The sequence below is a fragment of the Pseudomonas sp. GW821-FHT04D07 genome (assembly GCF_059420225.1).
This window is the reverse complement of sequence record NZ_JBWKTH010000002.1, coordinates 39712-62017: the sequence shown is the minus strand read 5'-3', so window position 1 is coordinate 62017 and position 22306 is coordinate 39712. Positions and strand designations below refer to the sequence as shown.

The window sequence follows — 22306 nt, the reverse complement described above, 5'->3', positions numbered from 1 at the left end:
AAAAATGATGGCAGCCCGGCGCATGCGCATTCAATTGAACGGTGAACCCTTTGAACTGCCCGATGGCGAGACCGTCGCGGCGTTGCTGGCCCGGCTCGACCTGGTCGGGCGGCGGGTGGCGGTAGAGCTGAACCTGGACATCGTTGCGCGCAGCCAACATGCCGAAACGGCCCTGCGTGAAGGCGATCAGGTCGAAGTGGTGCACGCTATCGGCGGCGGTTGATCCCGCCTGCGGTCCCGCGCCCTGATCCACCCTGCAAGCCCTCAACCTTTCAAGAGGATTTCCGAATGAGCACTGTTCGCAGCGACAAGCCCTTCGTGCTGGCCGGCCGTACCTACCAGTCCCGCCTGCTGGTGGGCACCGGCAAGTACCGCGATATGGAAGAAACCCGCCTGGCCATCGAGGCCTCGGGTGCCGAGATCGTCACCGTGGCCGTGCGCCGGACCAACCTGGGGCAGAACCCGGGTGAACCGAACCTGCTGGATATCCTGCCGCCGGATCGCTACACCATCCTGCCGAACACCGCCGGTTGTTACGACGCCATCGAAGCCGTGCGTACCTGCCGCCTGGCCCGTGAGCTGCTGGACGGGCACAACCTGGTGAAGCTGGAAGTCCTGGCCGACCAGAAAACCCTGTTCCCCAACGTGATCGAAACCCTCAAGGCCGCCGAAGTGCTGGTCAAGGAAGGCTTCGACGTGATGGTCTACACCAGCGATGATCCGATCATCGCCCGGCAACTGGCGGAAATCGGCTGCATCGCGGTGATGCCGCTGGCCGGCCTGATCGGTACGGGCCTGGGGATCTGCAACCCGTACAACCTGCAGATCATCCTCGAAGAAGCGAAGATCCCGGTGCTGGTGGATGCCGGTGTCGGCACCGCTTCCGACGCCACCATTGCCATGGAGCTGGGTTGCGAGGCGGTGCTGATGAACTCGGCGATTGCCCACGCCCAGCAACCGATCCTGATGGCTGAAGCCATGAAACACGCCATCGTTGCCGGCCGCCTGGCCTACCTCGCCGGGCGTATGCCGAAAAAACTCTATGCCAGCGCTTCCTCGCCGCTGGATGGTCTGATCAAGTAAGAGCCTTTGATGACTGAATCGAACGACACGCCAATCCAGACGGACGCCGGCGAAGAGCGCCAACACCGCCGTATCAAGAGTTTTGTGATGCGCGCCGGGCGTATGACCGAGGGCCAGCAAAAGGGCCTGGAGCAGGGCACGCCGCTGTTCGTCCTGCCGCTGGCCGATGCGCCGGTAGATTTCGACCAGGTATTCGGTCGCTCGGCACCACGCTCGCTGGAAATCGGCTTCGGCATGGGCCATTCCCTGCTGGAGATGGCGGCGGCGGCGCCGGAGCAGGACTTTATCGGTGTGGAAGTGCATCGTCCGGGGGTCGGCGCGCTGCTCAATGGTGTGCTGACCCAGGGGTTGAAGAACCTGCGGGTCTATGACTGCGACGCCATTGAAGTGCTCAACCGCTGCGTGGCGGACAACAGCCTGGATCGGCTGATGCTGTTTTTTCCGGATCCTTGGCACAAGAGCCGCCATCACAAGCGGCGTATCGTCCAGGCGTCCTTCGCCGAGCTGGTGCGTAGCAAGCTGAAGGTCGGCGGGATCCTGCACATGGCCACCGACTGGGAACCATATGCCGAATACATGCTGGAAGTGATGAACGTTGCCCCGGGTTATCGCAACCTGGCGGAAGATGGCAAATGCGTGCCGCGTCCGACCGAACGCCCGATCACCAAGTTCGAGCGCCGTGGCGAGCGACTGGGGCACGGGGTGTGGGACCTGAAGTTCGAGAAGCTGGCCTGAGGCCTATGGCGGTGAGGTGAGCCGGATCCCGTACTCACCCACACCGCAACCTATGTAGGAGCCGGCTTGCCAGCGATGACGTCCGCAAGATCGATGCAAGACTTGCTGGCCTCATCGCTGGCAAGCCAGCTCCTACACTGACCGCGTTAGCCTTCAGCGTCAGCGCCGATCCGCCACCACCCCGATCAACACCAGCACCACCAACAACACCGGCGCCAGGCTGTAGTTGTTGAACTGGCTCAAGCCGCGCACCACCCAGGGCGTGGCGTAGATCAAGGCCGCGCCGCTACCGATCATGCACAGCAAGGCCAGCAGCGGCACGCGCAAGGCGCCGGCGATGCTGCCCAGGCGTTGATCGATCCAACCCTTGATATCCGCGCCAAACAGCACCAGCAGGCAGCCCACCAGCGCCAGGGCGATTTCCGACAGGTTGCTGCGGCTCCAACGCGATACCGTGGCGAGCAGGTCGAGTACCAGGTCCATGGGGTTTCCTTAGGTCAAAAAGTATTGCAGCAGGTCGTTGAGAAACAGTTGCCCACGGTCGGTGGCCGCCAGGCGTGACGGTTCGACCTGCAACAGGCCACTTTGTTCGGCCTCGGCGCGTGCTTCGTTCAAGCTGTCGAGACTAAGCCCGGTACGTTGCGCAAACAAGACCGTGTCAACGCCCGCGGTCAGGCGCAGGGCATTCATCAGGAACTCGAACGGCAACTCTTCATTGGCCAGGGCTTTCTCCCCGGCCTGGAAGGCCTTGGCCGGGTTCAGGTAGTCCTTCGGCAGGCGGGTTTTCCAGGTTCGCACGATGCGCCCGTCCGGGTGGCTGAGCTTGCCATGGGCGCCGGCGCCGATGCCGATGAAATCGCCGAAGCTCCAGTAATTGAGGTTGTGCCGCGCCGCCCGTCCGGGTTGGGCGTAGGCCGAGACTTCGTACTGGGCGTAGCCGTGCTCGGCCAGCAGGGCCTGGCCGGCTTCCTGGATATCCCACAGGGTGTCGTCTTCCGGCAGCGTCGGCGGCTGGTTCCAGAACACCGTGTTCGGCTCCAGCGTGAGCTGATACCAGGACAGGTGCGTGGGCCGCAGGGCAATGGCCTGGCGCAGGTCGCCCAGGGCATCCTCCAGGGACTGGTCCGGCAAGCCGTGCATCAGGTCCAGGTTGAAGTTGTCGAAGCCGGCCTGGCGCGCCATGTCCGCCGCGCGCACGGCTTCGCCGCCGCTATGGATACGGCCGAGGGCCTTGAGCTTGTCTTCCTGGAAGCTCTGGATACCGATGGACAGCCGATTGATGCCCAGTTGGCGATAGGCGATGAATTTTTCCTGCTCGAAGGTCCCGGGATTGGCTTCCAGGGTGATTTCGATATCAGCGGCAAAGCGGATGCGCGCTTCGACGCCCTTGAGCAAGCGTCCCAGCGCCTGGGCGCTGAACAGGCTGGGGGTGCCGCCACCGAAGAAGATCGAACTCAACTCACGGCCGTACACCGCGTGCAGGTCCTGGTCGAGGTCGGCCAGCAGCGCGTCGACGTACTCTTCTTCCGGCAGCACCGGACTGGCGGCGTGGGAGTTGAAGTCGCAATACGGGCATTTGCGCACGCACCAGGGAATATGGATGTACAGCGCCAGGGGTGGCAGCTGTGGCAGAGCCGCCCGTGGTGTCGGTGCACTGCCGTGGATCAGCGGCGGCGCGGAGTCGGACTGGGTCATTGCAGGCCCAGGCGCTGGCGCAACAGGGCCATGGCGCGAGCGCGGTGGCTGAGTTGGTTCTTCTCCACCGGACCCAGTTCGGCGCTGGAGCAGTCGCGTTCCGGCACCCAGAACAGCGGGTCGTAGCCAAAACCGTGTTCGCCACTGGCGGCGGTCAGGATGCGTCCGTGCCAGAGGCCTTCGCAGAGGATCGGCAGCGGGTCGTCGGCATGCCGCACCAGGGCCAGCACGCAGACGAATTGTGCGCCGCGCTCGGCGCTGGGGACGTCCTGCAAGGCCTCGAGCAGCTTGGCGTTGTTCGCCGCATCACCCAGGCCGTCGGCGTACCGGGCCGAATAGATACCCGGCGCGCCGCCGAGAAAGTCCACCGCCAGGCCCGAGTCATCGGCCAGCGCCGGCAGGCCGGAAATACGGGCCGCATTGCGGGCCTTGAGGATGGCGTTTTCAACGAACGACAAACCGGTTTCTTCCGGTTCGACGCTGCTGAACTCACCGATCGAGCGCAGTTGCACCGACCCACCAAGCATGGCTTGGAGTTCCTTGAGTTTGCCGGCGTTGTGGCTGGCCAGTACCAGTTGGCTGAAGTTCATCATTCGGCTGGGAAAAGTTCCTGATTGAAGCTGAAAGTGTGGGCATCACCGCCGAGGGTGACGGTAATGTCGAAGGTGCGGTTTTCCTGCTGCGGTACTGGGTACTGCGCGAGGTAGTAGACGGCGCCTTGTTCGGTGATCTGCTTGAACTCCAGCTTGACGTTCGCGCCGGTCAGGTCTTTCACCGTGCCGATGACCTGCGCCACCATCGGCTTGTCGGCCTTGAGTACCGAGATGTTGATGACGCCCTTGGTCTTGCTACGCTCCAGTCCCACCTCACTGGCAATCTTCGGTTGAATGTAGGTGGAATTGAAGGTGTTGTAGTGCACGGTGAGATCACCGAACACTTCCTGGCGCTCGCCCTTGATGGCATCGGCGGCCATGGCCGTGACGCCGAAACAGGCCGCCACTAGAAACACAACTGAACGCAGCATGATCGTTCTCCTCGAAAATCGTGCGGTTTATACCGCGATCCGATGATCGGCGAGTCCCGGACTGCTGACACGATAAATGCCGATCTCCCCTAATAGATTAGGCCATAGCTTACTGGCCCACCCATGGCGATGCTGTTGATCCACGGCAAGCCGATTGATGACCTTGGCCGAGCGTTCGCTGCACAGGGCTTCGAAGTCTTCGAAGGTGCAGAAGTGGATGTTCGGCGTGTTGTACCAGGTGTACGGAAGGAATTCCGAGACTGGCATCCGGCCCTTGCTCGCCAGGTACCAGCGGCAGCGCCAGTGACCGAAGTTGGGGAAAGTGATGATGCACTGGCGCCCGACCCGGAGCATTTCGTCGAGGATCTTGTCCGGGTAGTGCACGGCTTGCAGGGCCTGGGTCATGACCACGATATCGAAGCTGTTGCTGGCGAAGTTGCCCAGGCCCTTGTCCAGGTCCTGCTCGATGACGTTGATGCCTTTGGCCACGCAGGTGGCGATATTGTCCGGGTCGTTTTCCAGGCCGTAGCCGCTGACCTGCTTGTGGTCGCGCAGCCAGGTCAGCAGTTCGCCGTCACCGCAGCCGAGGTCGAGCACGCGGCTGCCGGCGGGGATCCAGTCTTGGATGATTTCCAGGTCGGCTCTCATGGCGTCCTCACAGCGAAATTCGGTTCATGTAGTTGCCGAACGCCTGCAAGTAACGCGGGATCGGAATCAGGAAGGCGTCGTGACCTTGCGGGGCGTCGATTTCCAGGTAGCAGACGTCCTTGCGCGCGGCCATCAGCGCATCGACGATTTCCCGCGAGCGGGCCGGCGAGAAACGCCAGTCGGTGGTGAAGGACATCACGCAGAAGCGCGCCGTGGCGCTGGCGAAAGTCTTCGCCAGGTCGTCGTCGAAATTGGCGGCCGGGTCGAAGTAGTCCAGGGCCTTGGTCATCAACAGGTAGGTGTTGGCATCGAAACGCCCGGAAAACTCCTCGCCCTGGTAGCGCAGGTAGCTTTCGACCTGGAATTCCACGCTGTGGAAGTCGTAGTTGAGTTTTTCGCTCTTGAGGCCACGGCCGAATTTCTCGCCCATGGAGTCATCGGACAGGTAGGTGATGTGCCCGACCATGCGCGCCAGCATCAGGCCGCGCTTGGGGATCACACCGCGCTCCTGGAAGGAGCCGCCGTGGAACTCCGGATCGGTGAGGATCGCCTGGCGCGCCACTTCGTTGAAGGCGATGTTCTGCGCCGACAGCTTGGGGGCCGAGGCGATGGCGACGCAATGGCGCACGCGATCGGGGTAGGTGATGCTCCATTGCATGGCCTGCATGCCGCCGAGGCTGCCGCCGATCACCGCGGCCCATTGGCCGATACCGAGGCGGTCGGCGAGGTGGGCCTGGCTGTGGACCCAGTCTTCCACGGTCAGCACCGGGAAATCGGCGCCGAAGGGTTTGCCGGTCTCGGGGTTGAGGCTGCTCGGGCCGGTGGAGCCATTGCAGCCACCGAGGTTGTTCAGGCTGACGACGAAAAATTTGTGGGTGTCGATGGGCTTGCCGGGGCCGATGCAGCTGTCCCACCAGCCGGGCTTGCGCTCGTCGGGGCTATGGAAACCGGCGGCGTGATGGTGCCCGGAAAGGGCATGGCAGATCAGCACGGCGTTGCTCGCCGCGGGATTGAGAGTGCCGTAGGTTTCGTAGATCAGGTCGTAGGCCGGCAGGGAACGGCCACAGGCCAGGGCCAGGGGCTCGCTGAAATGTGCCGTTTGCGGCACGACCAGCCCGACGGAATCGTGGGGAAAGACAGTGGACATCGACCCTGCTCACGCTTGAATGAGGCGTAAGTCTAATGAGCGGGGGGGTTAGCGGCAAGCAGGGAGACCGCGGCGTCCGTATCGCCAGCAAGCCGGCTCCCACAAAGCCGTGTCGAACCATGCTGTGGTGTATGAGCTTGTGTGGGAGCGGAGCTTGCCCGCGAAGGGGCCCTTGAGATCGCTAAAAGCTTCGCGGGCAAGCTCCGCTCCCACCGCTGATCAGATCAACCGGAACAGCACGTCCGGCATCTCGCTCATGAAGGCCAGCGGTGGAATCACGTAGCTCTGGATCAACTGGATCACCAGGAACGCCAGGATCGGCGAGATATCCAGGCCACCCAGGTTCGGTACGATCTTGCGGAACGGCGCCAGGGCCGGTTCGCTGATCTGGAACACCAACTCGGCGGCCGGACTATGGCTGCCGGGAGCGACCCAGGAGAGGATCACGCTGATGATCATGGCGAAGAAGAACACCTTGAGGAACAGCGAGGTGATGCCGATGACCGCCCAGATCGGCAGGGAGACGATGTTGTAGCTCGATCTGCTCAGCAGCAGGATCACCGCCATCAGCAGCATCTGCACGGCAATCGCCAGCACCAGCGAGGACATGTCCAGGCCGAACATGCTCGGAATGATCCGCCGCAGCGGCTTGAGCAGCGGTTGGGTGGCCTTGACGGTGAACTGGCAGAGCGGGTTGTAGAAATTGGCTCGGACCAGTTGCAGGATGAAACGCAGCAGAATCACCAACAGGTAAAGGCTGCCCAGGGTTTGAATGACAAAAATGGCAGCGCTATTGAATGCAAACATTAAGTGTTCCCTCGAGGATTACTGACCGAGTTGCTCGGCCATTTCGGCCGAACGATGGGCGGCGGCGCCGAGCGCCTGTTCTACCAGGGCTTCGAAGCCTCCGGCCTGGAAGGCCTTGATCGCGGCTTCGGTGGTGCCGGCAGGCGACGTCACGCGACGGCGCAGCTCGGCGGCCTCGACGTCGCTGGAGACGGCCATATGGGCGGCGCCCAGGGCGGTCCGCAGGGTGAGCTGGCGGGCGACATCACGCGGCAGGCCGAGCTTTTCGCCGGCGGCGGTCATGGCTTCGATCAGCAGGAAGAAATACGCCGGGCCGCTGCCGGACACCGCGGTGACCGCGTCCAGTTGCCGCTCTTCGTCCAGCCAGAAGGCGCTGCCCACCGCCGACAGCAGGGTGTACGCCTGTTGGCGCTGTTCGGCGGAGACCTGCGCGGTGGCGAACAGGCCGCTGACGCCCTGGCGCAGCAGCGCCGGGGTGTTCGGCATGCAGCGTACGATCGGCTGCTCGCCCAGCCAGCGGTTCATGCTGGCGCAGGTGATCCCGGCGGCAATCGACACGACCAGTTGATGGGCTTTCAGGCTGGGGCGCAAGGCTTCGCACACGGCTTTCATGGCCTGCGGCTTGACTGCCAGCACCACCACGTCAGCCCCGAGGATGGCCTCGGCGTTGTCGGCGAACACTTCGATACCGTGTTCGGCCTGGACCCGCGCGCGGGTCTCGGCGCCGGGATCGCTGGCGCGAATCAGTGCGGCGTCCAGGCCCTCGGCCCGCAGGCCGCCGATCAGGCTGGCGGCCATGTTGCCGGCGCCGATAAAAGTGATGCGATTCTTGCTCATGACGGATCCTTAAGACGAGTGTGTGAGGCCATTTCAGGCCTGGCCATAATCGCGGGCGCCAAACAGCGCGGTACCGATCCGCACCCAGGTGGCGCCTTGGGCAATGGCCGACTCGAGATCGTGGCTCATGCCCATGGAAAGTGTGTCGAGCGGCAGGTGGAGGCTGTCTTGCAAAGTCCGCACGGTGGCGAACGCGGCGTCTTGTTCGGCACGCTCTTCGGTCGGTTCGGGGATCGCCATCAGTCCGCGCAGGGTCAGGTTCGGCAAGGCGCTGATGGCTGCGGCGAGTGCCGGCAGGTCGGCCGGGGTGCAGCCGGACTTGCTGGCCTCGCCACTGACGTTGACCTGGATGCAGATATTCAACGGCGCCAGGTTGGCCGGGCGTTGTTCGGACAGGCGTTGTGCGATTTTCAGGCGATCCACGGAGTGCACCCAGTCGAAATGCTCGGCAATGGCGCGAGTCTTGTTCGATTGAATGGGGCCGATGAAGTGCCAGCACAAGGGCAGGTCGGTCAATTCCGCCTGTTTGCCCAGGGCTTCCTGCAGGTAATTCTCGCCGAAGTCCCGCAGGCCGGCGGCATGGGCTTCGCGCACGGCGGCGGCGGGCTTGGTCTTGCTCACGGCGAGCAGGCCGATGCTGGCACCGTCACGGCCAGCGGCCTGTGCGGCGGCAGCGATGCGGGCTGCAACGGCGGTGATGTTGTCTGCTATCGTGGTCATTCAAATTCGCCAGCAGGTCAAAAGTCTGCGGCATTCTACCTGTATTGGGGAGTCTCATGGATATCACCGAGCTGCTGGCCTTTAGCGCCAAACAGGGCGCGTCGGACTTGCACCTCTCGGCGGGCCTGCCGCCGATGATCCGGGTCGACGGCGATGTCCGGCGGATCAACCTGCCGGCGCTGGACCACAAGCAGGTCCACGACCTGATCTACGACATCATGAACGACCGTCAGCGCAAGGACTACGAGGAGTTCCTGGAGACCGACTTCTCCTTCGAGGTGCCGGGTGTGGCGCGCTTCCGGGTCAACGCCTTCAACCACAACCGGGGTTCGGGCGCGGTGTTCCGCACCATTCCCTCGAAAGTCCTGACCATGAGCGACCTGGGCATGGGCGAGGTGTTCCGCAAGATCACCGAGGTGCCGCGCGGGCTGGTGCTGGTGACCGGGCCGACCGGTTCGGGCAAGTCGACCACCCTGGCGGCGATGATCGATCACCTGAACAACAACAAGCATCACCATATCCTGACCATCGAGGACCCGATCGAGTTCGTCCACGAATCGAAGAAGTGCCTGGTCAACCAGCGTGAAGTGCATCGCGACACCCAGAGTTTCGCCGCGGCCCTGCGTTCGGCCCTGCGTGAGGACCCGGATGTGATTCTGGTAGGCGAGATGCGCGACCTGGAAACCATCCGCCTGGCGCTGACCGCTGCGGAAACCGGTCACCTGGTGTTCGGCACGCTGCACACCACCTCGGCGGCCAAGACCATCGACCGGGTGGTCGACGTGTTTCCGGCACAAGAGAAGTCCATGGTCCGCTCGATGCTCTCCGAATCCCTGCAGGCGGTGGTTTCCCAGAGCCTGTTGAAGAAGGTTGGCGGCGGGCGGATCGCCGCCCACGAGATCATGCTCGGTACCCCGGCGATCCGTAACCTGATCCGCGAGGACAAAGTGGCGCAGATGTATTCCTCGATCCAGACCGGCGGTTCGCTGGGCATGCAGACCCTGGACATGTGCCTCAAGGACCTGCTGAGCAAGGGCCTGATCACCCGTGACAACGCCCGGGAGAAGGCCAAGATCCCGGACAACTTCTGACGTAAACCCCACGAGCTTCTACGCTGTCACACACGTGTGTGCCTGATTCGACGCGGAGAAGCTCATGGAGTTCGAGAAACTGCTGCGCCTGATGGTCGAGAAGGGCGCTTCCGACCTGTTTATCACCCCGGGCCTGCCGCCGTCGTTGAAGGTCAATGGGCAGATCCTGCCGGTGACCCGCGCCCCGCTGACCCAGGAGCAGACCCAGGACGCGGTGTTCGGGCTGATGACCGAGCGTCAGAAGCTCGACTTCACCCACCTGCACGAATGCAATTTCGCCATCCATCCCAAGGGCGTGGGGCGTTTCCGCGTCAGTGCCTTTTACCAGCGCAGCCAACCGGGCATGGTGTTGCGGCGCATCGAAACGCGGATTCCCGAGTTGGCAACGCTGAAACTACCGCCGGCCATCGAGCAATTGGCGCTGCTCAAACGTGGGCTGGTGATGCTGGTCGGGGCGACCGGGACCGGTAAGTCGACCACCCTGGCGGCGATGATCGGCCACCGCAATCAACAGGGCAGCGGCCATATTGTCACGGTCGAAGATCCCATCGAATTTGTCCACGAACACCAGAACTGCATCATTACCCAGCGCGAAGTGGGGATCGACACCGATTCCTATGAAGTGGCACTGAAAAACACCCTGCGCCAGGCCCCGGACCTGATCATGATCGGCGAAGTGCGTACCCGGGAAACCATGGGCCACGCCCTGTCCTTCGCGGAAACCGGGCACCTGTGCCTGGCGACCCTGCACGCGCCGAATGCCGACCAGGCGCTGGAGCGGATCATCAACTTCTTTCCCGTGGACCGGCATCCGCAGATCTGGATGGAGCTGTCACTCAACCTGCGGGCGATTGTCGCCCAGCAGTTGATTCCGACCCAGGATGGCCAGGGGCGGCGCGCGGTGGTGGAGGTGTTGCTGAATACGCCGTTGATGGCCGACCTGATTCGCAAGGGCGAGATCAAGGAGCTCAAGGCGTTGATGAAGCGTTCGACCGAACAGGGTATGCAGACCCTGGACCAGGCGTTGTATGCGTTGTATCGGGAGGGCGCGATCAGCTATCGCGATGCGCTGGCGTACGCCGACTCAGCCAATGACTTGCGGCTGATGATCAAGCTGGAGAAGGGGGCGGGTGGCGAAGGGGCGGATAGCTTGAGCCTGGGGCCGGCCTAGCAGCCTTGTGGTGGCTGTTCTGGCCTCTTCGCGGCGGTGCGGCGGTCCGACAAGCTCCGCTCCCACAGGTTTTCAGTCGTACATAAGACTCAGGCACGACTCAAATCTAGTGTGGGAGCGGAGCTTGCCCGCGAAGAGGCCCTTGAGAGCGCCCAAAGCTTCACAGGCACACCTCCAATCCGATCAGCGCTGCACAACCTGCATATGATTCTGCTCTTTCGGGATCACCCGCTTGGCAATCACGTAATGGCTGTCCCAGTAGGGTTTCTTCAGCGTGTCGATGCTCACCGACTTGCCGCGACGCGGCGCGTGGATAAACCGGTCGTTGCCCAGGTAGATGGCCACGTGGTTGACCTTGCGGCTCTTGAGGGTGAAGAACAGCAGGTCGCCAGGCTTGAGGTCCTTGCGCGCGACTTTCTGCCCGTGGCCGGCGGCCATGGCATTGGAGGTACGCGGCAGGTCACTGGCGGCTACGCCGTTGAAGGCATACTTGACCAGGCCGCTGCAGTCGAAGCCCTTGCTCGGGCTGCTGCCGCCCCAACGGTACGGCGTTCCCAACACATTCACCGCACGGCTGAGCACGGCGCTGCTCTGCTTGGCGTTCGGTGCGGCCGGATTGATCGCCGCGACGGTATTATGATGGGCTTTGCCATGGCTGCTGTGCTTGCCAGGGCGCTTGACGACAGGTGCTGTCAGATCGGTAGCATGGGCAACGGAAACCGGTGATTTGGCAGTGTGACCGTTGACGGAAGGAAGACGTTGCTCACGGTTGGTGGCGTGGGCGGCCAGTGGCATTAATAGGCAAATGGTTAGCCATGTCTTGAAAAATGGTCGCATTAGGCAAGGCTCTAAATAGGTGATCGCGCAACTTTATAACAGCTTTTTGGTCACTTCTGGCCCCGTTTGTCGAATCAATACAGGGGTTTAAAATGGCCAGAGGCTGTGGAATCCGACCCGTGGGTCACGTGAAAGTCAGGCCCCACAAGGCTTTCAGCGATTTTCGGTAAGGGTTTGTTACATGTTTTGAGACAGTAAAAAAGTCACACGAAATTACGAAATATTTATCTATCGGGCTCGGAGAAGGCGTTGATGAACACCTATCGGCAGGACGGCACACCCGTGAATACCCACAACGTTTTACTCGGGTATTTGCTGTGGATTTTTGGTTTTACCGGTTCACACCGCTTCTATTACGGCAAGCCGATCACTGGGACGATCTGGTTTTTCACCTTTGGGGTGTTCGGCATCGGTTGGTTGATCGACGTGTTTCTGATTCCGAGCATGGATCGCGAGGCGGACCTGCGTTTCACCGCCGGGCCGCTGGACTATAACGTCGCCTGGTTGCTGCTGACGTTCCTGGGGCTGCTCGGTGTGCATCGGATGTACATGGGCAAATGGCTGACCGGGTTGCTCTATCTGGTAACGGGTGGGTTGTTGGGGTTGGGGGTGCTGTATGACTTCTGGACGCTGAATGACCAAGTGTCGTTGAGGAACAGCGGGCGGGGTTGAACACGGCCCCCTCACTGTAGGAGCGAGCTTGCTCGCGATGGTGGTTCAGACACCCCGGGGGATCAGATACCCCGCGTCATCGTTGACGTCCATCGCGAGCAAGCTCGCTCCTACAGGGGGGCGGATCAGGCCTGGTGCGTGATGCGCCCATCCATCAGCGTATAACGCACGCTCCCCGGCAACGCATGGCCGAGGAACGGGCAGTTCTCGCCCTTGGACAACCAGTGCTCACCGGCCACGGTCGAGGTGCTCGGGTCGAACAGCACCAGGTCCGCCGCCGCGCCCACCGCCAGCTTGCCCGCTGGCAGGCGCAAGGCCTCGGCAGGACCGGCGCTCAGGCGCTGGAGCAGGGTTGGCAGGTCCAGCAGGCCATCCTCCACCAGGGTCAGCGCCAGCGGTAGCAACAGCTCGACGCTGCTGATGCCCGGCTCGGTCTCGCCGAACGGCGCCAGCTTGGCGTCGCGCTCATGGGGCTGGTGATGGCTGGAGATGGCGCTCACCACCCCGGACTTCACCGCCGCGCGCAAACCGTCGCGGTCGGCGCGGGTGCGCAGCGGTGGTTGCACGTGATAGAGGCTGGAGAAGTCGATCAGCGCTTCGTCGGTCAGGATCAGCTGGTACAGGGCCACATCGGCGGTCACTGGCAAGCCACGGGCCTGGGCCTGGGCGATCAGAGCCACGCCACGGGCACTGGTCAGCTGGCTGAAGTGCGCACGCACGCCGCTCTGCTCCACCAGCAGCAGGTCCCGGGCCAGGGCCACGGTCTCGGCGGTTTCCGGAATCCCCGGCAAACCGAGGAAGCTGGCGGTAGGGCCTTCGTGGGCCAGGCCACCGTCGGCCAGATCATGCTCCTGGGAGTGGAAAATCACCGTCAGGTCGAAAGTCGCCGCATATTCCAGCGCCCGGCACAGGGTGCGGCTGTTGCGGAAACTCTCCAGGCCGTTGCCGAACGCTACGCAACCGGCATCGCGCAAGGCCACCAGCTCGGCCAGTTGCTCGCCCTCCAGGCCCTTGCTCAGGGCGCCGATAGGAAACACCTTGGTGTTGCCGGCTTCGCGGGCGCGGTCGAGGATCAGTTCGGCCACCGCCGAGGTGTCCAGCACCGGCTTGGTCTTGGGCGGGCAGCACAGGCTGGTGACGCCGCCGGCCGCCGCCGCGCGGGTTTCGCTGGCGATACTGCCCTTGCGACTGTAGCCCGGCTCACGCAGGGATACGTTCAGGTCCACCAGCCCGGGGGCGGCCACCAGCCCCTTGGCGTCAATCACTTCAACGGCGGCGAAACCCGCCGGGGCCGCGCCGATGCCCACCAGCTTGCCGGCTTCGAGGTGCAGGTCGGTCACTTGATCCAGGCCGCTGCTCGGATCGATGACGCGGGCGCCAAGTATGCTGAGTTTCACTGGGCGTTCTCCTGGTCGAATTGGCGCTGGGCGGTCTGCCCGCTCATGGCCATGGACAGCACGGCCATGCGTACGGCAATGCCGTAGGTGACTTGATTGAGGATGACTGAATGGGGACCGTCGGCCACCGCCGATTCGATCTCCACGCCACGGTTGATCGGGCCCGGGTGCATGACAATGGCATCCGGCTTGGCACCGGCCAGGCGCGCGGTGGTCAGGCCGAACAGGCGGTAGAACTCGCCTTCGCTGGGCAGCAGGCCACCGGTCATGCGTTCACGCTGCAGGCGCAGCATGATCACCACATCGACGTCCTTCAGGCCTTCGGCCAGGTCGGTGTAGACCTTCACCCCGTATTGTTCGATGCCGATCGGCAGCAAGGTCTTCGGCGCGATCACGCGGATATCCGGGCAGCCGAGGGTCTTGAGCGCGAGCATGTTCGAACGCGCCACCCGCGAGTGCAGGATGTCGCCGACGATGGCCACCGAGAGGTTTTCGAAGCTGCCCTTGTGCCGACGGATAGTCAGCATGTCGAGCATGCCCTGGGTCGGGTGCGCGTGGCGGCCGTCGCCGCCGTTGATGATCGCCACCTGCGGGCAGACGTGCTCGGCAATGAAGTGCGCGGCACCGGAGTCGCCGTGGCGCACGACGAACATGTCAGCGGCCATGGCCTCGAGGTTGCGCAGGGTGTCGAGCAGGGTTTCGCCCTTGCTCGCCGAGGAAGTGGACACGTTCAAGGTGATCACGTCGGCCGACAACCGCTGGGCGGCCATTTCAAAGGTGGTGCGGGTGCGGGTCGAGTTCTCGAAGAACACGTTGCACACGGTCTTGCCGCGCAGCAGCGGGACTTTTTTCACGGCCCGGGCGCCGACTTCGAGGAAGGAGTCGGCGGTGTCGAGGATTTCGGTCAACAACTCGCGGCGCAGGCCGTCGAGCGACAGGAAGTGGCGCAGCTGGCCCTGATCATTGAGCTGCAGCGGGCGCTTGGCGTCTAGAGGCGTCATCGCAAAGGACTCTTAAGGGGCGAGGTCTTGAAGTTCGAGTTGGAGCGGCGCGGGGCCGGACAATTTTACCCGTTCCGTGGGAGCCAGCGACAGTGTTGCACCGACCACATTGGGGCGGATCGGCAATTCGGCGGCATCGAGGTCGAGCAGGCTGACCAGCGTCACGCTGGCCGGGCGGCCGTAGTCGAAGAGTTCATTGAGGGCGGCGCGGATGGTCCGGCCGCTCATCAGCACGTCGTCGATCAGCACCAGGTGCTGGCCTTCGATCTCGAACGGCAGTTCGGACGGGCGCACCTGTGGGTGCAGGCCGTTCTGGCTGAAATCGTCGCGGTAGAAGGACACATCCAGGGTACCCAGGGGCGATGCGCTGCCGAGGGCCTTGAGCAGCGCCTGGGCCACCCACACGCCGCCGGTACGGATACCGATGAAACGTGGCTCGACAATGCCGCGTTTGCTCAGGTGGGCGTTGAGATCGACGGCCATCTGGCTGATCAGGTCGGCGGGATTGGGCAGGCTCATGGTTGCTCCTTCAAGGGCCCTTGCGGGGAATCAAGGCGAGGGTGAAACGTTCGGGCACCGCCGCAGTTCAGGATTCGGCGGGCGTCGGGTGTTCTTCGATCCAGCTTTGCAGCAGCAGCTTGGCGGCGATGGCGTCCACCGGGTTGTCGCGATAGGTGCCTTTCTGGCCGCCCCGGGCCATGCGTTCGCCCTTGGCTTCGAAAGTGGTCAGGCGTTCGTCCTGGGTGAAGAACGGCAGGTTGTAGCGACCGTTGAGCCGGCGGGCGAATTTCTCCGCCCGGACGCACATGTCGCTGGGCGTGCCATCCATGTTCAGCGGCAGGCCGACCACCACGGCGTCGGGTTTCCATTCCTTGATCAGGGCTTCGACCTGGTTCCAGTCGGGAATACCGTTCTGCGCTTTCAGGGTGCACAGCTCGCGGGCTTGCCCGGTGATCATCTGGCCGACGGCGACGCCGATCTGTTTGGTGCCGTAGTCGAAACCCAGCAGCAGGCGGATGGCGGCCATCAGGCGTGCCCCGCCTGGCTGGTGAGCAAACTGAGGTTGATGCCCAGGTGCGCGGCGGCGGCGGCCAGGCGTGCGTCGCTGTCGGTTTCGAAGAGGATGTCCGCGGAGAACGGGCAGGTCAGCCAGGCGTTGTCGGCCAGTTCCGCTTCCAGCTGCCCGGCTTCCCAACCGGCGTAGCCGAGGGCGATCAGGCTGCGCGACGGGCCGTCGCCGTCGGCAATGGCAAACAGCACGTCCTGGGAGGTGGACAGCGCCAGGCCTTCCAGTTCGACGGTGGCCTGGTAGGTCTTGCCGATGGGGTGCAGGACAAAACCGCGGTCGGTCTGCACCGGGCCGCCGGTATAGATCGGCACATGCTGGCAGAGGGCCGGCGGCTCGATGTCCGGACGCAGCTGTTCAAGGATATCGGCCAGGCTCAGCGATTGTGGGCGGTTGATCACCAGCCCCATGGCACCGTTCGCGCTGTGCTCGACTATATAAGTGACGGTCTGCGCGAAATTCGGGTCGGCCATATGCGGCATGGCGATCAGGAAGTGATGCTTGAGGTACATCGGGGTGAGGTTTTTCATGAGCCCTAGTGTGGCTGTGGGCGGCCGACCTGACAAGCGGATCAAGCGCTTGATGCGGCACGCTTGCACTTCGGGCGCGGAACCTGTGGGAGCGGAGCTTGCCCGCGAAGGCGCCCTTGATATCGCTAAAAGCTTCGCGGCGGTGCGGCGATCCGACAAGCTCCGCTCCCACAGGTTCGAGGCCCGCCAGGGGAATTCAATTGGATGCGGTCAATTGCTGGAAAGCTTGTCGCCCCGGGCAAAACGCCAGGTACGGATGATTTCCAGGCGGTCGATGTCCGACAGGTCGCCGGTAAAGGGCGCGAACGGAGCCGCCAGGCGCACGATCCGTTGCGCCGCCTGGTCCAGCAGCGGCTGCCCGGAGGATTCGAGCACCAGCACTTCATACAGCGAGCCGTCGCGGTTGATCGAGACCATCAGCCGCAAGTTGCCGTAGATCTGCTGGCGCCGGGCTTCTTCGGGGTAATTGAGGTTGCCGATGCGCTCGACCTTTTTGCGCCAGTCATCCTTGTACCAGGCGCCCTTGTCGCGCATGGTCGAGGCCGCGCTCAAGCGATGAATGCGCGGGCGTTTGGCGTACAGCTGTTGTTCCTTGGCCAGTTCCGCTTCGAGGCTGGCGATGTCGCTGGTCAGTTGCGAGCTGTCGAATGTCGGGGCCTGTTCCTGGGGCGCCGCCTCGGTCTTGACCTGTTCATGCTTGATCACGGCTTTCTTCGGCTTCGGCGCCACCGTGGTGACCACCGCTTTCGGCGCCGCTTCCGTCACTTCCTGCTTGGCCGGCGGTGGCGGGGTGACCTGGTTGATGCTGTTGTCCTGGAATGGCGCGACCTCGGTGGTCTTGGGAATCGCCTTTTTATCCAGGGTACCGCTGCCCTGCTGGTTGTCCTGGGCAAGGAAGTCGGCCTTTTCCGGCGGCTTCTCGCTCTTGAAGGTGGACAGGGTGATTTCCAGGGTCTTGCTGATCTGCTTGGGTTCGATAAAGGTGAAACCCACGCCGAGGAGCAGTGCCAGGTGGAGCAGCGCCGCTAGGAAAAGTGTGAAGCCGAGCCGATCCGCCGGGCGTACGCCGGCGCGGGAAAGTTCGGGAGGCAGATCGGCGGGAAGCGTCATGACCAGGAAACCAACATCGCACGTATCAAGAGCCCGGCATGATAACGCAATGTTGGTTTTTTCTCGGCTGTTCTACATCAACGGGCTTGCAGCTTGCGCTCAATGGCATCCATCAGCAGACCGCCGATATCGGTACCAAAGGCGTTGTCGATTTCGCGGATGCAGGTCGGGCTGGTGACGTTGATTTCCGTCAGGTGCTCACCGATCACGTCGAGGCCGACGAACAGCAGGCCTTTTTCGCGCAAGGTCGGGCCGACCTGGGCGGCGATCCAGCGATCACGCTCGGTCAGTGGACGGGCTTCGCCGCGACCACCGGCCGCCAGGTTGCCGCGGGTTTCGCCGGCCGCGGGGATCCGCGCCAGGCAGTACGGCACCGGCTCGCCATCGACCATCAGGATGCGCTTGTCGCCGTCCTTGATCCCCGGCAGGTAGGCCTGGGCCATGATCTGCTGGTTGCCCAGGGCGGTCAGGGTCTCGAGGATCACCGACAGGTTCGGATCGCCGACCCGGTGGCGGAAGATCGAGGTACCGCCCATGCCGTCCAGCGGCTTGAGGATGACATCGCCATGCTTGGCGGCAAACTCGCGCAACACATCGGCGCGCCGGCTGACCAGGGTCGCCGGCGTGCACTGCGGGAACTGGGTGGCGAAGAGCTTTTCATTGCAATCGCGCAGGCTCTGCGGCTTGTTGACCACCAGCACCCCGGCGCGCTCGGCCTGTTCCAGCAGGTAGGTGGAGTAGACGAACTCCATGTCGAAGGGCGGGTCCTTACGCATCAGGATCACATCCAGGTCGCTCAAGGCCGTGTCGGTCTCGGCTTCCAGTTCGAACCAGTGCTCGGGGTTGGCGAACACTTTCAGCGGCCGCATCCGCGCCCGCGCCACGCCGGCATCCTGGTACAGATCCTGCTGTTCCATGTAGAACAGGGTCCAGCCGCGCGCCTGGGCGGCCAGCAACATCGCCAGGGAACTGTCCTTTTTATAGGAAATGTTGGCGATGGGGTCCATGACAATCCCGAGACGAACGCTCATGGGCTATATCCTCTATGGGCCGTGATGGCCGAAATGGCTTGAAAAAGTGGCGTCAGAGTGGCGCTACACCGATTCCCGGTCAAGGAAAAACCGCCGGTCCCGGTGGGGTCGGGGGCGGTTGATAGATTGCATCTTGAGACTGTGCTAAAAAGGCTCGCATACCGCTCGAAGCGCTTACACATCAAGGGCTTCGCGCCTGAAAAGCGCTTAAATGCAGTCAATCGAGTCGCTGTGGCGATGGTAGAGCAGATATGGAACAGCATTCCACAGCCTTGAAAGTGATGGTCATCGACGACTCCAAGACGATTCGCCGAACCGCCGAGACGCTGTTGAAACACGTGGGTTGCGAAGTGATCACGGCCATCGACGGCTTCGATGCGCTGGCCAAGATCGCCGATCATCATCCGGGTATCATCTTCGTCGATATCATGATGCCGCGCCTGGATGGCTACCAGACCTGCGCCCTGATCAAGAACAACCGTGCGTTCAAGTCCACGCCGGTAATCATGCTGTCTTCCAAGGACGGCCTGTTCGACAAGGCCAAGGGGCGTATCGTCGGTTCTGATCAGTTTTTGACCAAGCCGTTCAGCAAGGAAGAACTGCTGGCCGCGATCAAGGCCCATGTGCCGGGGTTCGCGGCGGTAGAACAAGCACATTGACGGTCGGCCGCCTGGCCGCCCGTCTTATAAGCAGTGGGGAACACCATGGCACGTATCCTGATCGTCGATGATTCGCCGACTGAAATGTACAAACTGACCGGCATGCTGGAAAAGCACGGTCATGAGGTGCTCAAGGCCGAGAACGGTGCCGATGGCGTGGCCCTGGCCCGCCAGGAAAAGCCCGACGCGGTGTTGATGGACATCGTCATGCCGGGCCTCAATGGCTTCCAGGCCACCCGGCAACTGACCAAGGACAGTGAAACCAGTCATATCCCGGTGATCATCATCACCACCAAGGATCAGGAAACCGACAAGGTCTGGGGCACGCGCCAGGGCGCCCGCGACTACCTGACCAAACCGGTGGAGGAAGACACCCTGATCAAGACCCTGAACAGCGTCCTCGCCGGCTGACGGCCCGCGCCCATGAGCCCATCGCAGACCGCCTTTCAGCTGCTGCTGGAAATCGACCAGCGCTGTCGCCTGCTGGCGGCCGACCTGCCGTCGCAGCAGGCCCGTCAGGACACCTGGAGCGGGATCGGCTTCCGCCTTGGCGAGCACTGGTATGTGGCGCCGATGGGCGAAGTCGGCGAAGTCCTGCACGAGCCGCGCCACACCCTGTTGCCAGGGGTGAAACCTTGGGTCAAGGGCGTGGCCAACCTGCGCGGGCGCCTGCTGCCGATCATGGACCTGTGTGGTTTTTTCGGCCATGAGCTTTGCGCGTTGCGCAAGCAGCGGCGGGTGCTGGTGGTGGAGTATAAAGACGTGTTCGCCGGCCTGATGGTGGACGAAGTGGCCGGCCTGCAGCACTTTCCCCAAGGTGGGCAGCAGGGGCTTTCGCTCCCGCCGCCGGATGCGGCGGTGGCGCCCTTTGTCCAGGGCCGTTTCGAGCGTGAACGCAGTTGGTGGGTGTTCAGCCCGTTTGCCCTGGCGCAGGCGCCGGGGTTTCTGGATGTGGCCTTACAGGCAGGGGCCTGATCGATGACAAACGCTAAAACCGGCAAACCGTTGGAGGCTTCGCGCAGTCGTTCGCAGATCATCGTGCTGTTTATCGCCCTGATCGTGTTCATCATGCTGCTGTTCGCCAACTTCGCCTACCTGAACACCCAGTCCACCTACGACAAGCAATACATCAGCCATGCCGGCGAGCTGCGGGTGCTGTCCCAGCGTATCGCCAAGAACGCCACGGAAGCCGCTTCCGGCAAGGCTGCGGCGTTCAAGCTGCTGAGCGATGCGCGCAACGATTTCGCCCAGCGTTGGGGTTACCTGAAGAAAGGCGACCCGGCCACCGGTCTGCCCGCCGCGCCACCCGTGGTGCGCACGGAAATGCACGCGGTGCAGCAGGACTGGGAAAACCTGCTGCGCAACACCGACGCCATCCTCGCCAGCGAACAGACCGTGCTGTCGTTGCACCAGGTGGCCGCGACCCTGGCCGAAACCGTGCCGCAGTTGCAGGTCGAATACGAAAAGGTCGTGGAGATCCTCCTGCAACGCGGCGCCCCGGCGGCGCAAGTGGCCATGGCCCAGCGCCAGTCGTTGCTTGCCGAGCGGATCCTCGGTGCGGTGAACACGGTACTGGCCGGCGACGAAACCTCATCCCAGGCCGCCGATGCCTTCGGTCGCGACGCGGCGCGTTTCGGCCAGGTCCTCAACGGCATGCTCCAGGGCAATGCGACCCTGAAGATCACCCAGGTCGAAGACAAGGACGCCCGCGCCCGCCTGGGGGATATCGCCGAGCTGTTCGAGTTCGTCTCCGGCTCGGTGGATGAAATCCTCGAAACCTCGCCGCAGTTGTTCCAGGTCCGCGAATCGGCCGGGAATATCTTCAGCCTGTCGCAAACCCTGCTGGACGAAGCCTCGCATCTGGCCAATGGTTTTGAAAACCTCGCCGGCGAACGCTCCCTGGACACCATTGGCGGTTATGTCCTCGGCCTGCTGGCCCTGACCTCGATCATCCTGATCGGCCTGGTGATGGTCCGCGAAACCAACCGGCAACTGCACGAGACCGCCGAGAAGAACGAGCGCAACCAACACGCGATCATGCGCCTGCTGGACGAAATCGAGGACCTGGCCGACGGCGACCTGACCGTCACCGCCTCGGTCACCGAAGATTTCACCGGGACCATTGCCGACTCCATCAATTATTCCGTCGACCAGTTGCGCGATCTGGTGGCCACCATCAACCTCACCGCCGGCCAGGTTGCCGCCGCCGTGCAGGAAACCCAGGCCACCGCGATGCAACTGGCCGAGGCCTCCGAACACCAGGCCCAGCAGATTTCCGAAGCGTCCACCGCTATCAGCGACATGGCCGAGTCCATTGACCAGGTCTCGGCCAACGCCGCCGAGTCGTCGGCGGTGGCCGAGCGCTCGGTGGAAATCGCCAACAAGGGCAACGAGGTGGTGCACAACACCATCCACGGCATGGACAACATTCGCGAACAGATCCAGGACACCGCCAAGCGGATCAAACGCCTCGGTGAGTCCTCCCAGGAAATCGGCGATATCGTCAGCCTGATCGACGACATCGCCGACCAGACCAACATCCTCGCCCTCAACGCGGCAATCCAGGCCTCCATGGCTGGCGATGCCGGGCGCGGTTTCGCGGTGGTGGCCGATGAAGTCCAGCGCCTGGCGGAGCGTTCGTCGGCGGCGACCCGGCAGATCGAAACCCTGGTGCGGGCGATCCAGACCGACACCAACGAGGCGGTGATCTCCATGGAGCAGACCACCACCGAAGTGGTGCGCGGCGCGCGGCTGGCGCAGGATGCCGGGGTGGCCCTGGAAGAGATCGAAGGCGTGTCCAAGACCCTGGCGGCGCTGATCCAGAGCATCTCCAACGCGGCCCAGCAACAGACCTCGTCGGCCGGGCAGATCTCGTTGACCATGAACGTGATCCAGCAAATCACCAGCCAGACGTCGTCCGGCTCGACCGCCACCGCCGAGAGCATCGGCAACCTGGCGAAAATGGCCAGCCAACTGCGGCGCTCGGTCTCCGGCTTCACCCTGCCCGCGGCGCCAGATGCGCGTGAAACCCGTTAGTGGAGTCGT

At 63.2% G+C, this 22306-nt stretch carries 27 protein-coding genes; 10 read left to right on the top strand and 17 right to left on the bottom strand.

All coding sequences use genetic code 11. The features are described 5' to 3' along the window. Nucleotides 1–22: 22 nt before the first annotated feature. The 3 genes from thiS (at nucleotide 23) to trmB (ending at nucleotide 1818) form a co-directional block, all read left to right on the top strand. A complete protein-coding gene (gene thiS, locus AC07T0_RS03845) occupies nucleotides 23–223 on the top strand; it encodes a sulfur carrier protein ThiS (protein ID WP_177098270.1) in 201 nt (66 codons plus the stop codon). A 65-nt stretch (nucleotides 224–288) separates the two neighbouring features. Next, on the top strand, nucleotides 289–1083 hold the full coding sequence (locus AC07T0_RS03840; protein WP_100944605.1) for a thiazole synthase: 795 nt from the start codon (nucleotides 289–291) through the stop codon (nucleotides 1081–1083). 9 nt (nucleotides 1084–1092) lie between these two features. Beyond that, entirely contained in the window at nucleotides 1093–1818 is a 726-nt protein-coding gene (gene trmB, locus AC07T0_RS03835; protein ID WP_494999937.1) for a tRNA (guanosine(46)-N7)-methyltransferase TrmB, read from the top strand. A 159-nt stretch (nucleotides 1819–1977) separates the two neighbouring features. Here the strand turns inward: trmB and AC07T0_RS03830 are convergent, their stop codons facing one another. From AC07T0_RS03830 to AC07T0_RS03790, 9 genes are all read right to left on the bottom strand, one after another. Continuing rightward, nucleotides 1978–2301, bottom strand: a complete 324-nt coding sequence (locus tag AC07T0_RS03830) for a DUF3392 domain-containing protein (protein ID WP_060781995.1) — start codon at nucleotides 2299–2301, stop codon at nucleotides 1978–1980. A 9-nt stretch (nucleotides 2302–2310) separates the two neighbouring features. Next, entirely contained in the window at nucleotides 2311–3513 is a 1203-nt protein-coding gene (gene hemW / locus AC07T0_RS03825) for a radical SAM family heme chaperone HemW (RefSeq protein WP_494999936.1), read from the bottom strand. Continuing rightward, a complete protein-coding gene (gene rdgB / locus AC07T0_RS03820; RefSeq protein WP_494999935.1) occupies nucleotides 3510–4106 on the bottom strand; it encodes an RdgB/HAM1 family non-canonical purine NTP pyrophosphatase in 597 nt (198 codons plus the stop codon). Before rdgB ends, hemW begins: the two co-directional genes overlap by 4 nt. After that, nucleotides 4103–4537 carry a DUF4426 domain-containing protein gene (locus AC07T0_RS03815; RefSeq protein WP_494999934.1) on the bottom strand — a complete coding sequence of 145 codons (435 nt, stop codon included), beginning with the start codon at nucleotides 4535–4537 and terminating at the stop codon, nucleotides 4103–4105. Before AC07T0_RS03815 ends, rdgB begins: the two co-directional genes overlap by 4 nt. A gap of 27 nt (nucleotides 4538–4564) precedes the next feature. Beyond that, the gene (gene metW / locus AC07T0_RS03810) at nucleotides 4565–5185 is read right to left on the bottom strand and encodes a methionine biosynthesis protein MetW (RefSeq protein WP_494999933.1); all 621 of its coding nucleotides are present in this window, start codon (nucleotides 5183–5185) and stop codon (nucleotides 4565–4567) included. Between the two features lie 7 nt (nucleotides 5186–5192). After that, nucleotides 5193–6332 (bottom strand): homoserine O-succinyltransferase MetX, encoded by a 1140-nt coding sequence (gene metX, locus AC07T0_RS03805; RefSeq protein ID WP_494999932.1) that lies wholly within the window; start codon nucleotides 6330–6332, stop codon nucleotides 5193–5195. 219 nt (nucleotides 6333–6551) lie between these two features. Further along, entirely contained in the window at nucleotides 6552–7139 is a 588-nt protein-coding gene (locus AC07T0_RS03800; RefSeq protein WP_494999931.1) for a YggT family protein, read from the bottom strand. An 18-nt stretch (nucleotides 7140–7157) separates the two neighbouring features. Next, nucleotides 7158–7976, bottom strand: a complete 819-nt coding sequence (gene proC / locus AC07T0_RS03795) for a pyrroline-5-carboxylate reductase (RefSeq protein WP_494999930.1) — start codon at nucleotides 7974–7976, stop codon at nucleotides 7158–7160. Nucleotides 7977–8009: 33 nt separating this feature from the next. After that, nucleotides 8010–8696, bottom strand: a complete 687-nt coding sequence (locus tag AC07T0_RS03790) for a YggS family pyridoxal phosphate-dependent enzyme (protein ID WP_494999929.1) — start codon at nucleotides 8694–8696, stop codon at nucleotides 8010–8012. A gap of 56 nt (nucleotides 8697–8752) precedes the next feature. Between AC07T0_RS03790 and AC07T0_RS03785 the strand changes: the two genes are divergently transcribed. Next, nucleotides 8753–9787 (top strand): type IV pilus twitching motility protein PilT, encoded by a 1035-nt coding sequence (locus AC07T0_RS03785; RefSeq protein ID WP_248806771.1) that lies wholly within the window; start codon nucleotides 8753–8755, stop codon nucleotides 9785–9787. 64 nt (nucleotides 9788–9851) lie between these two features. Next, nucleotides 9852–10958 carry a PilT/PilU family type 4a pilus ATPase gene (locus AC07T0_RS03780; protein WP_494999928.1) on the top strand — a complete coding sequence of 369 codons (1107 nt, stop codon included), beginning with the start codon at nucleotides 9852–9854 and terminating at the stop codon, nucleotides 10956–10958. A gap of 183 nt (nucleotides 10959–11141) precedes the next feature. Here AC07T0_RS03780 and AC07T0_RS03775 read toward each other — a convergent pair whose 3' ends face one another. Beyond that, complete coding sequence (locus tag AC07T0_RS03775; protein WP_494999927.1) at nucleotides 11142–11795, bottom strand: C40 family peptidase; 654 nt, start codon at nucleotides 11793–11795, stop codon at nucleotides 11142–11144. 252 nt (nucleotides 11796–12047) lie between these two features. On the opposite strand from AC07T0_RS03775, the gene AC07T0_RS03770 reads away from it, so the two are divergent. After that, nucleotides 12048–12467 (top strand): TM2 domain-containing protein, encoded by a 420-nt coding sequence (locus AC07T0_RS03770; protein WP_191489448.1) that lies wholly within the window; start codon nucleotides 12048–12050, stop codon nucleotides 12465–12467. A gap of 125 nt (nucleotides 12468–12592) precedes the next feature. On the opposite strand, the gene AC07T0_RS03765 is transcribed toward AC07T0_RS03770, so the two are convergent. The 7 genes from AC07T0_RS03765 to gshB form a co-directional block, all read right to left on the bottom strand. Then, nucleotides 12593–13864: a dihydroorotase gene (locus tag AC07T0_RS03765; RefSeq protein WP_494999926.1), complete on the bottom strand. Its 1272-nt coding sequence runs from the start codon at nucleotides 13862–13864 to the stop codon at nucleotides 12593–12595. Beyond that, nucleotides 13861–14865: an aspartate carbamoyltransferase catalytic subunit gene (locus tag AC07T0_RS03760; protein WP_494999925.1), complete on the bottom strand. Its 1005-nt coding sequence runs from the start codon at nucleotides 14863–14865 to the stop codon at nucleotides 13861–13863. The genes AC07T0_RS03765 and AC07T0_RS03760 overlap by 4 nt, the downstream gene beginning before the upstream one ends. 12 nt (nucleotides 14866–14877) lie before the next feature. Then, nucleotides 14878–15384 carry a bifunctional pyr operon transcriptional regulator/uracil phosphoribosyltransferase PyrR gene (gene pyrR / locus AC07T0_RS03755; RefSeq protein WP_494999924.1) on the bottom strand — a complete coding sequence of 169 codons (507 nt, stop codon included), beginning with the start codon at nucleotides 15382–15384 and terminating at the stop codon, nucleotides 14878–14880. A gap of 67 nt (nucleotides 15385–15451) precedes the next feature. Next, a complete protein-coding gene (ruvX, locus tag AC07T0_RS03750) occupies nucleotides 15452–15892 on the bottom strand; it encodes a Holliday junction resolvase RuvX (RefSeq protein WP_494999923.1) in 441 nt (146 codons plus the stop codon). Continuing rightward, the gene (locus tag AC07T0_RS03745; protein WP_494999922.1) at nucleotides 15892–16461 is read right to left on the bottom strand and encodes a YqgE/AlgH family protein; all 570 of its coding nucleotides are present in this window, start codon (nucleotides 16459–16461) and stop codon (nucleotides 15892–15894) included. The genes ruvX and AC07T0_RS03745 overlap by 1 nt, the downstream gene beginning before the upstream one ends. Before the next feature lie 210 nt (nucleotides 16462–16671). Further along, complete coding sequence (locus AC07T0_RS03740) at nucleotides 16672–17571, bottom strand: energy transducer TonB (RefSeq protein WP_494999921.1); 900 nt, start codon at nucleotides 17569–17571, stop codon at nucleotides 16672–16674. 77 nt (nucleotides 17572–17648) lie between these two features. Continuing rightward, nucleotides 17649–18602: a glutathione synthase gene (gshB, locus tag AC07T0_RS03735; protein WP_494999920.1), complete on the bottom strand. Its 954-nt coding sequence runs from the start codon at nucleotides 18600–18602 to the stop codon at nucleotides 17649–17651. Nucleotides 18603–18853: 251 nt separating this feature from the next. On the opposite strand from gshB, the gene pilG reads away from it, so the two are divergent. Genes pilG through AC07T0_RS03715 form a run of 4 tightly spaced genes read left to right on the top strand, consistent with a single transcriptional unit; the run spans nucleotide 18854 to nucleotide 22297 of the window. After that, nucleotides 18854–19261, top strand: coding sequence for a twitching motility response regulator PilG (gene pilG, locus AC07T0_RS03730; protein WP_100944626.1), 408 nt, complete (start codon nucleotides 18854–18856; stop codon nucleotides 19259–19261). A 45-nt stretch (nucleotides 19262–19306) separates the two neighbouring features. After that, a complete protein-coding gene (pilH, locus tag AC07T0_RS03725; protein WP_191489457.1) occupies nucleotides 19307–19672 on the top strand; it encodes a twitching motility response regulator PilH in 366 nt (121 codons plus the stop codon). Between the two features lie 12 nt (nucleotides 19673–19684). Then, entirely contained in the window at nucleotides 19685–20236 is a 552-nt protein-coding gene (locus tag AC07T0_RS03720) for a chemotaxis protein CheW (protein ID WP_494999919.1), read from the top strand. A gap of 3 nt (nucleotides 20237–20239) precedes the next feature. Then, on the top strand, nucleotides 20240–22297 hold the full coding sequence (locus tag AC07T0_RS03715; RefSeq protein ID WP_494999918.1) for a methyl-accepting chemotaxis protein: 2058 nt from the start codon (nucleotides 20240–20242) through the stop codon (nucleotides 22295–22297). Nucleotides 22298–22306: the final 9 nt, after the last annotated feature.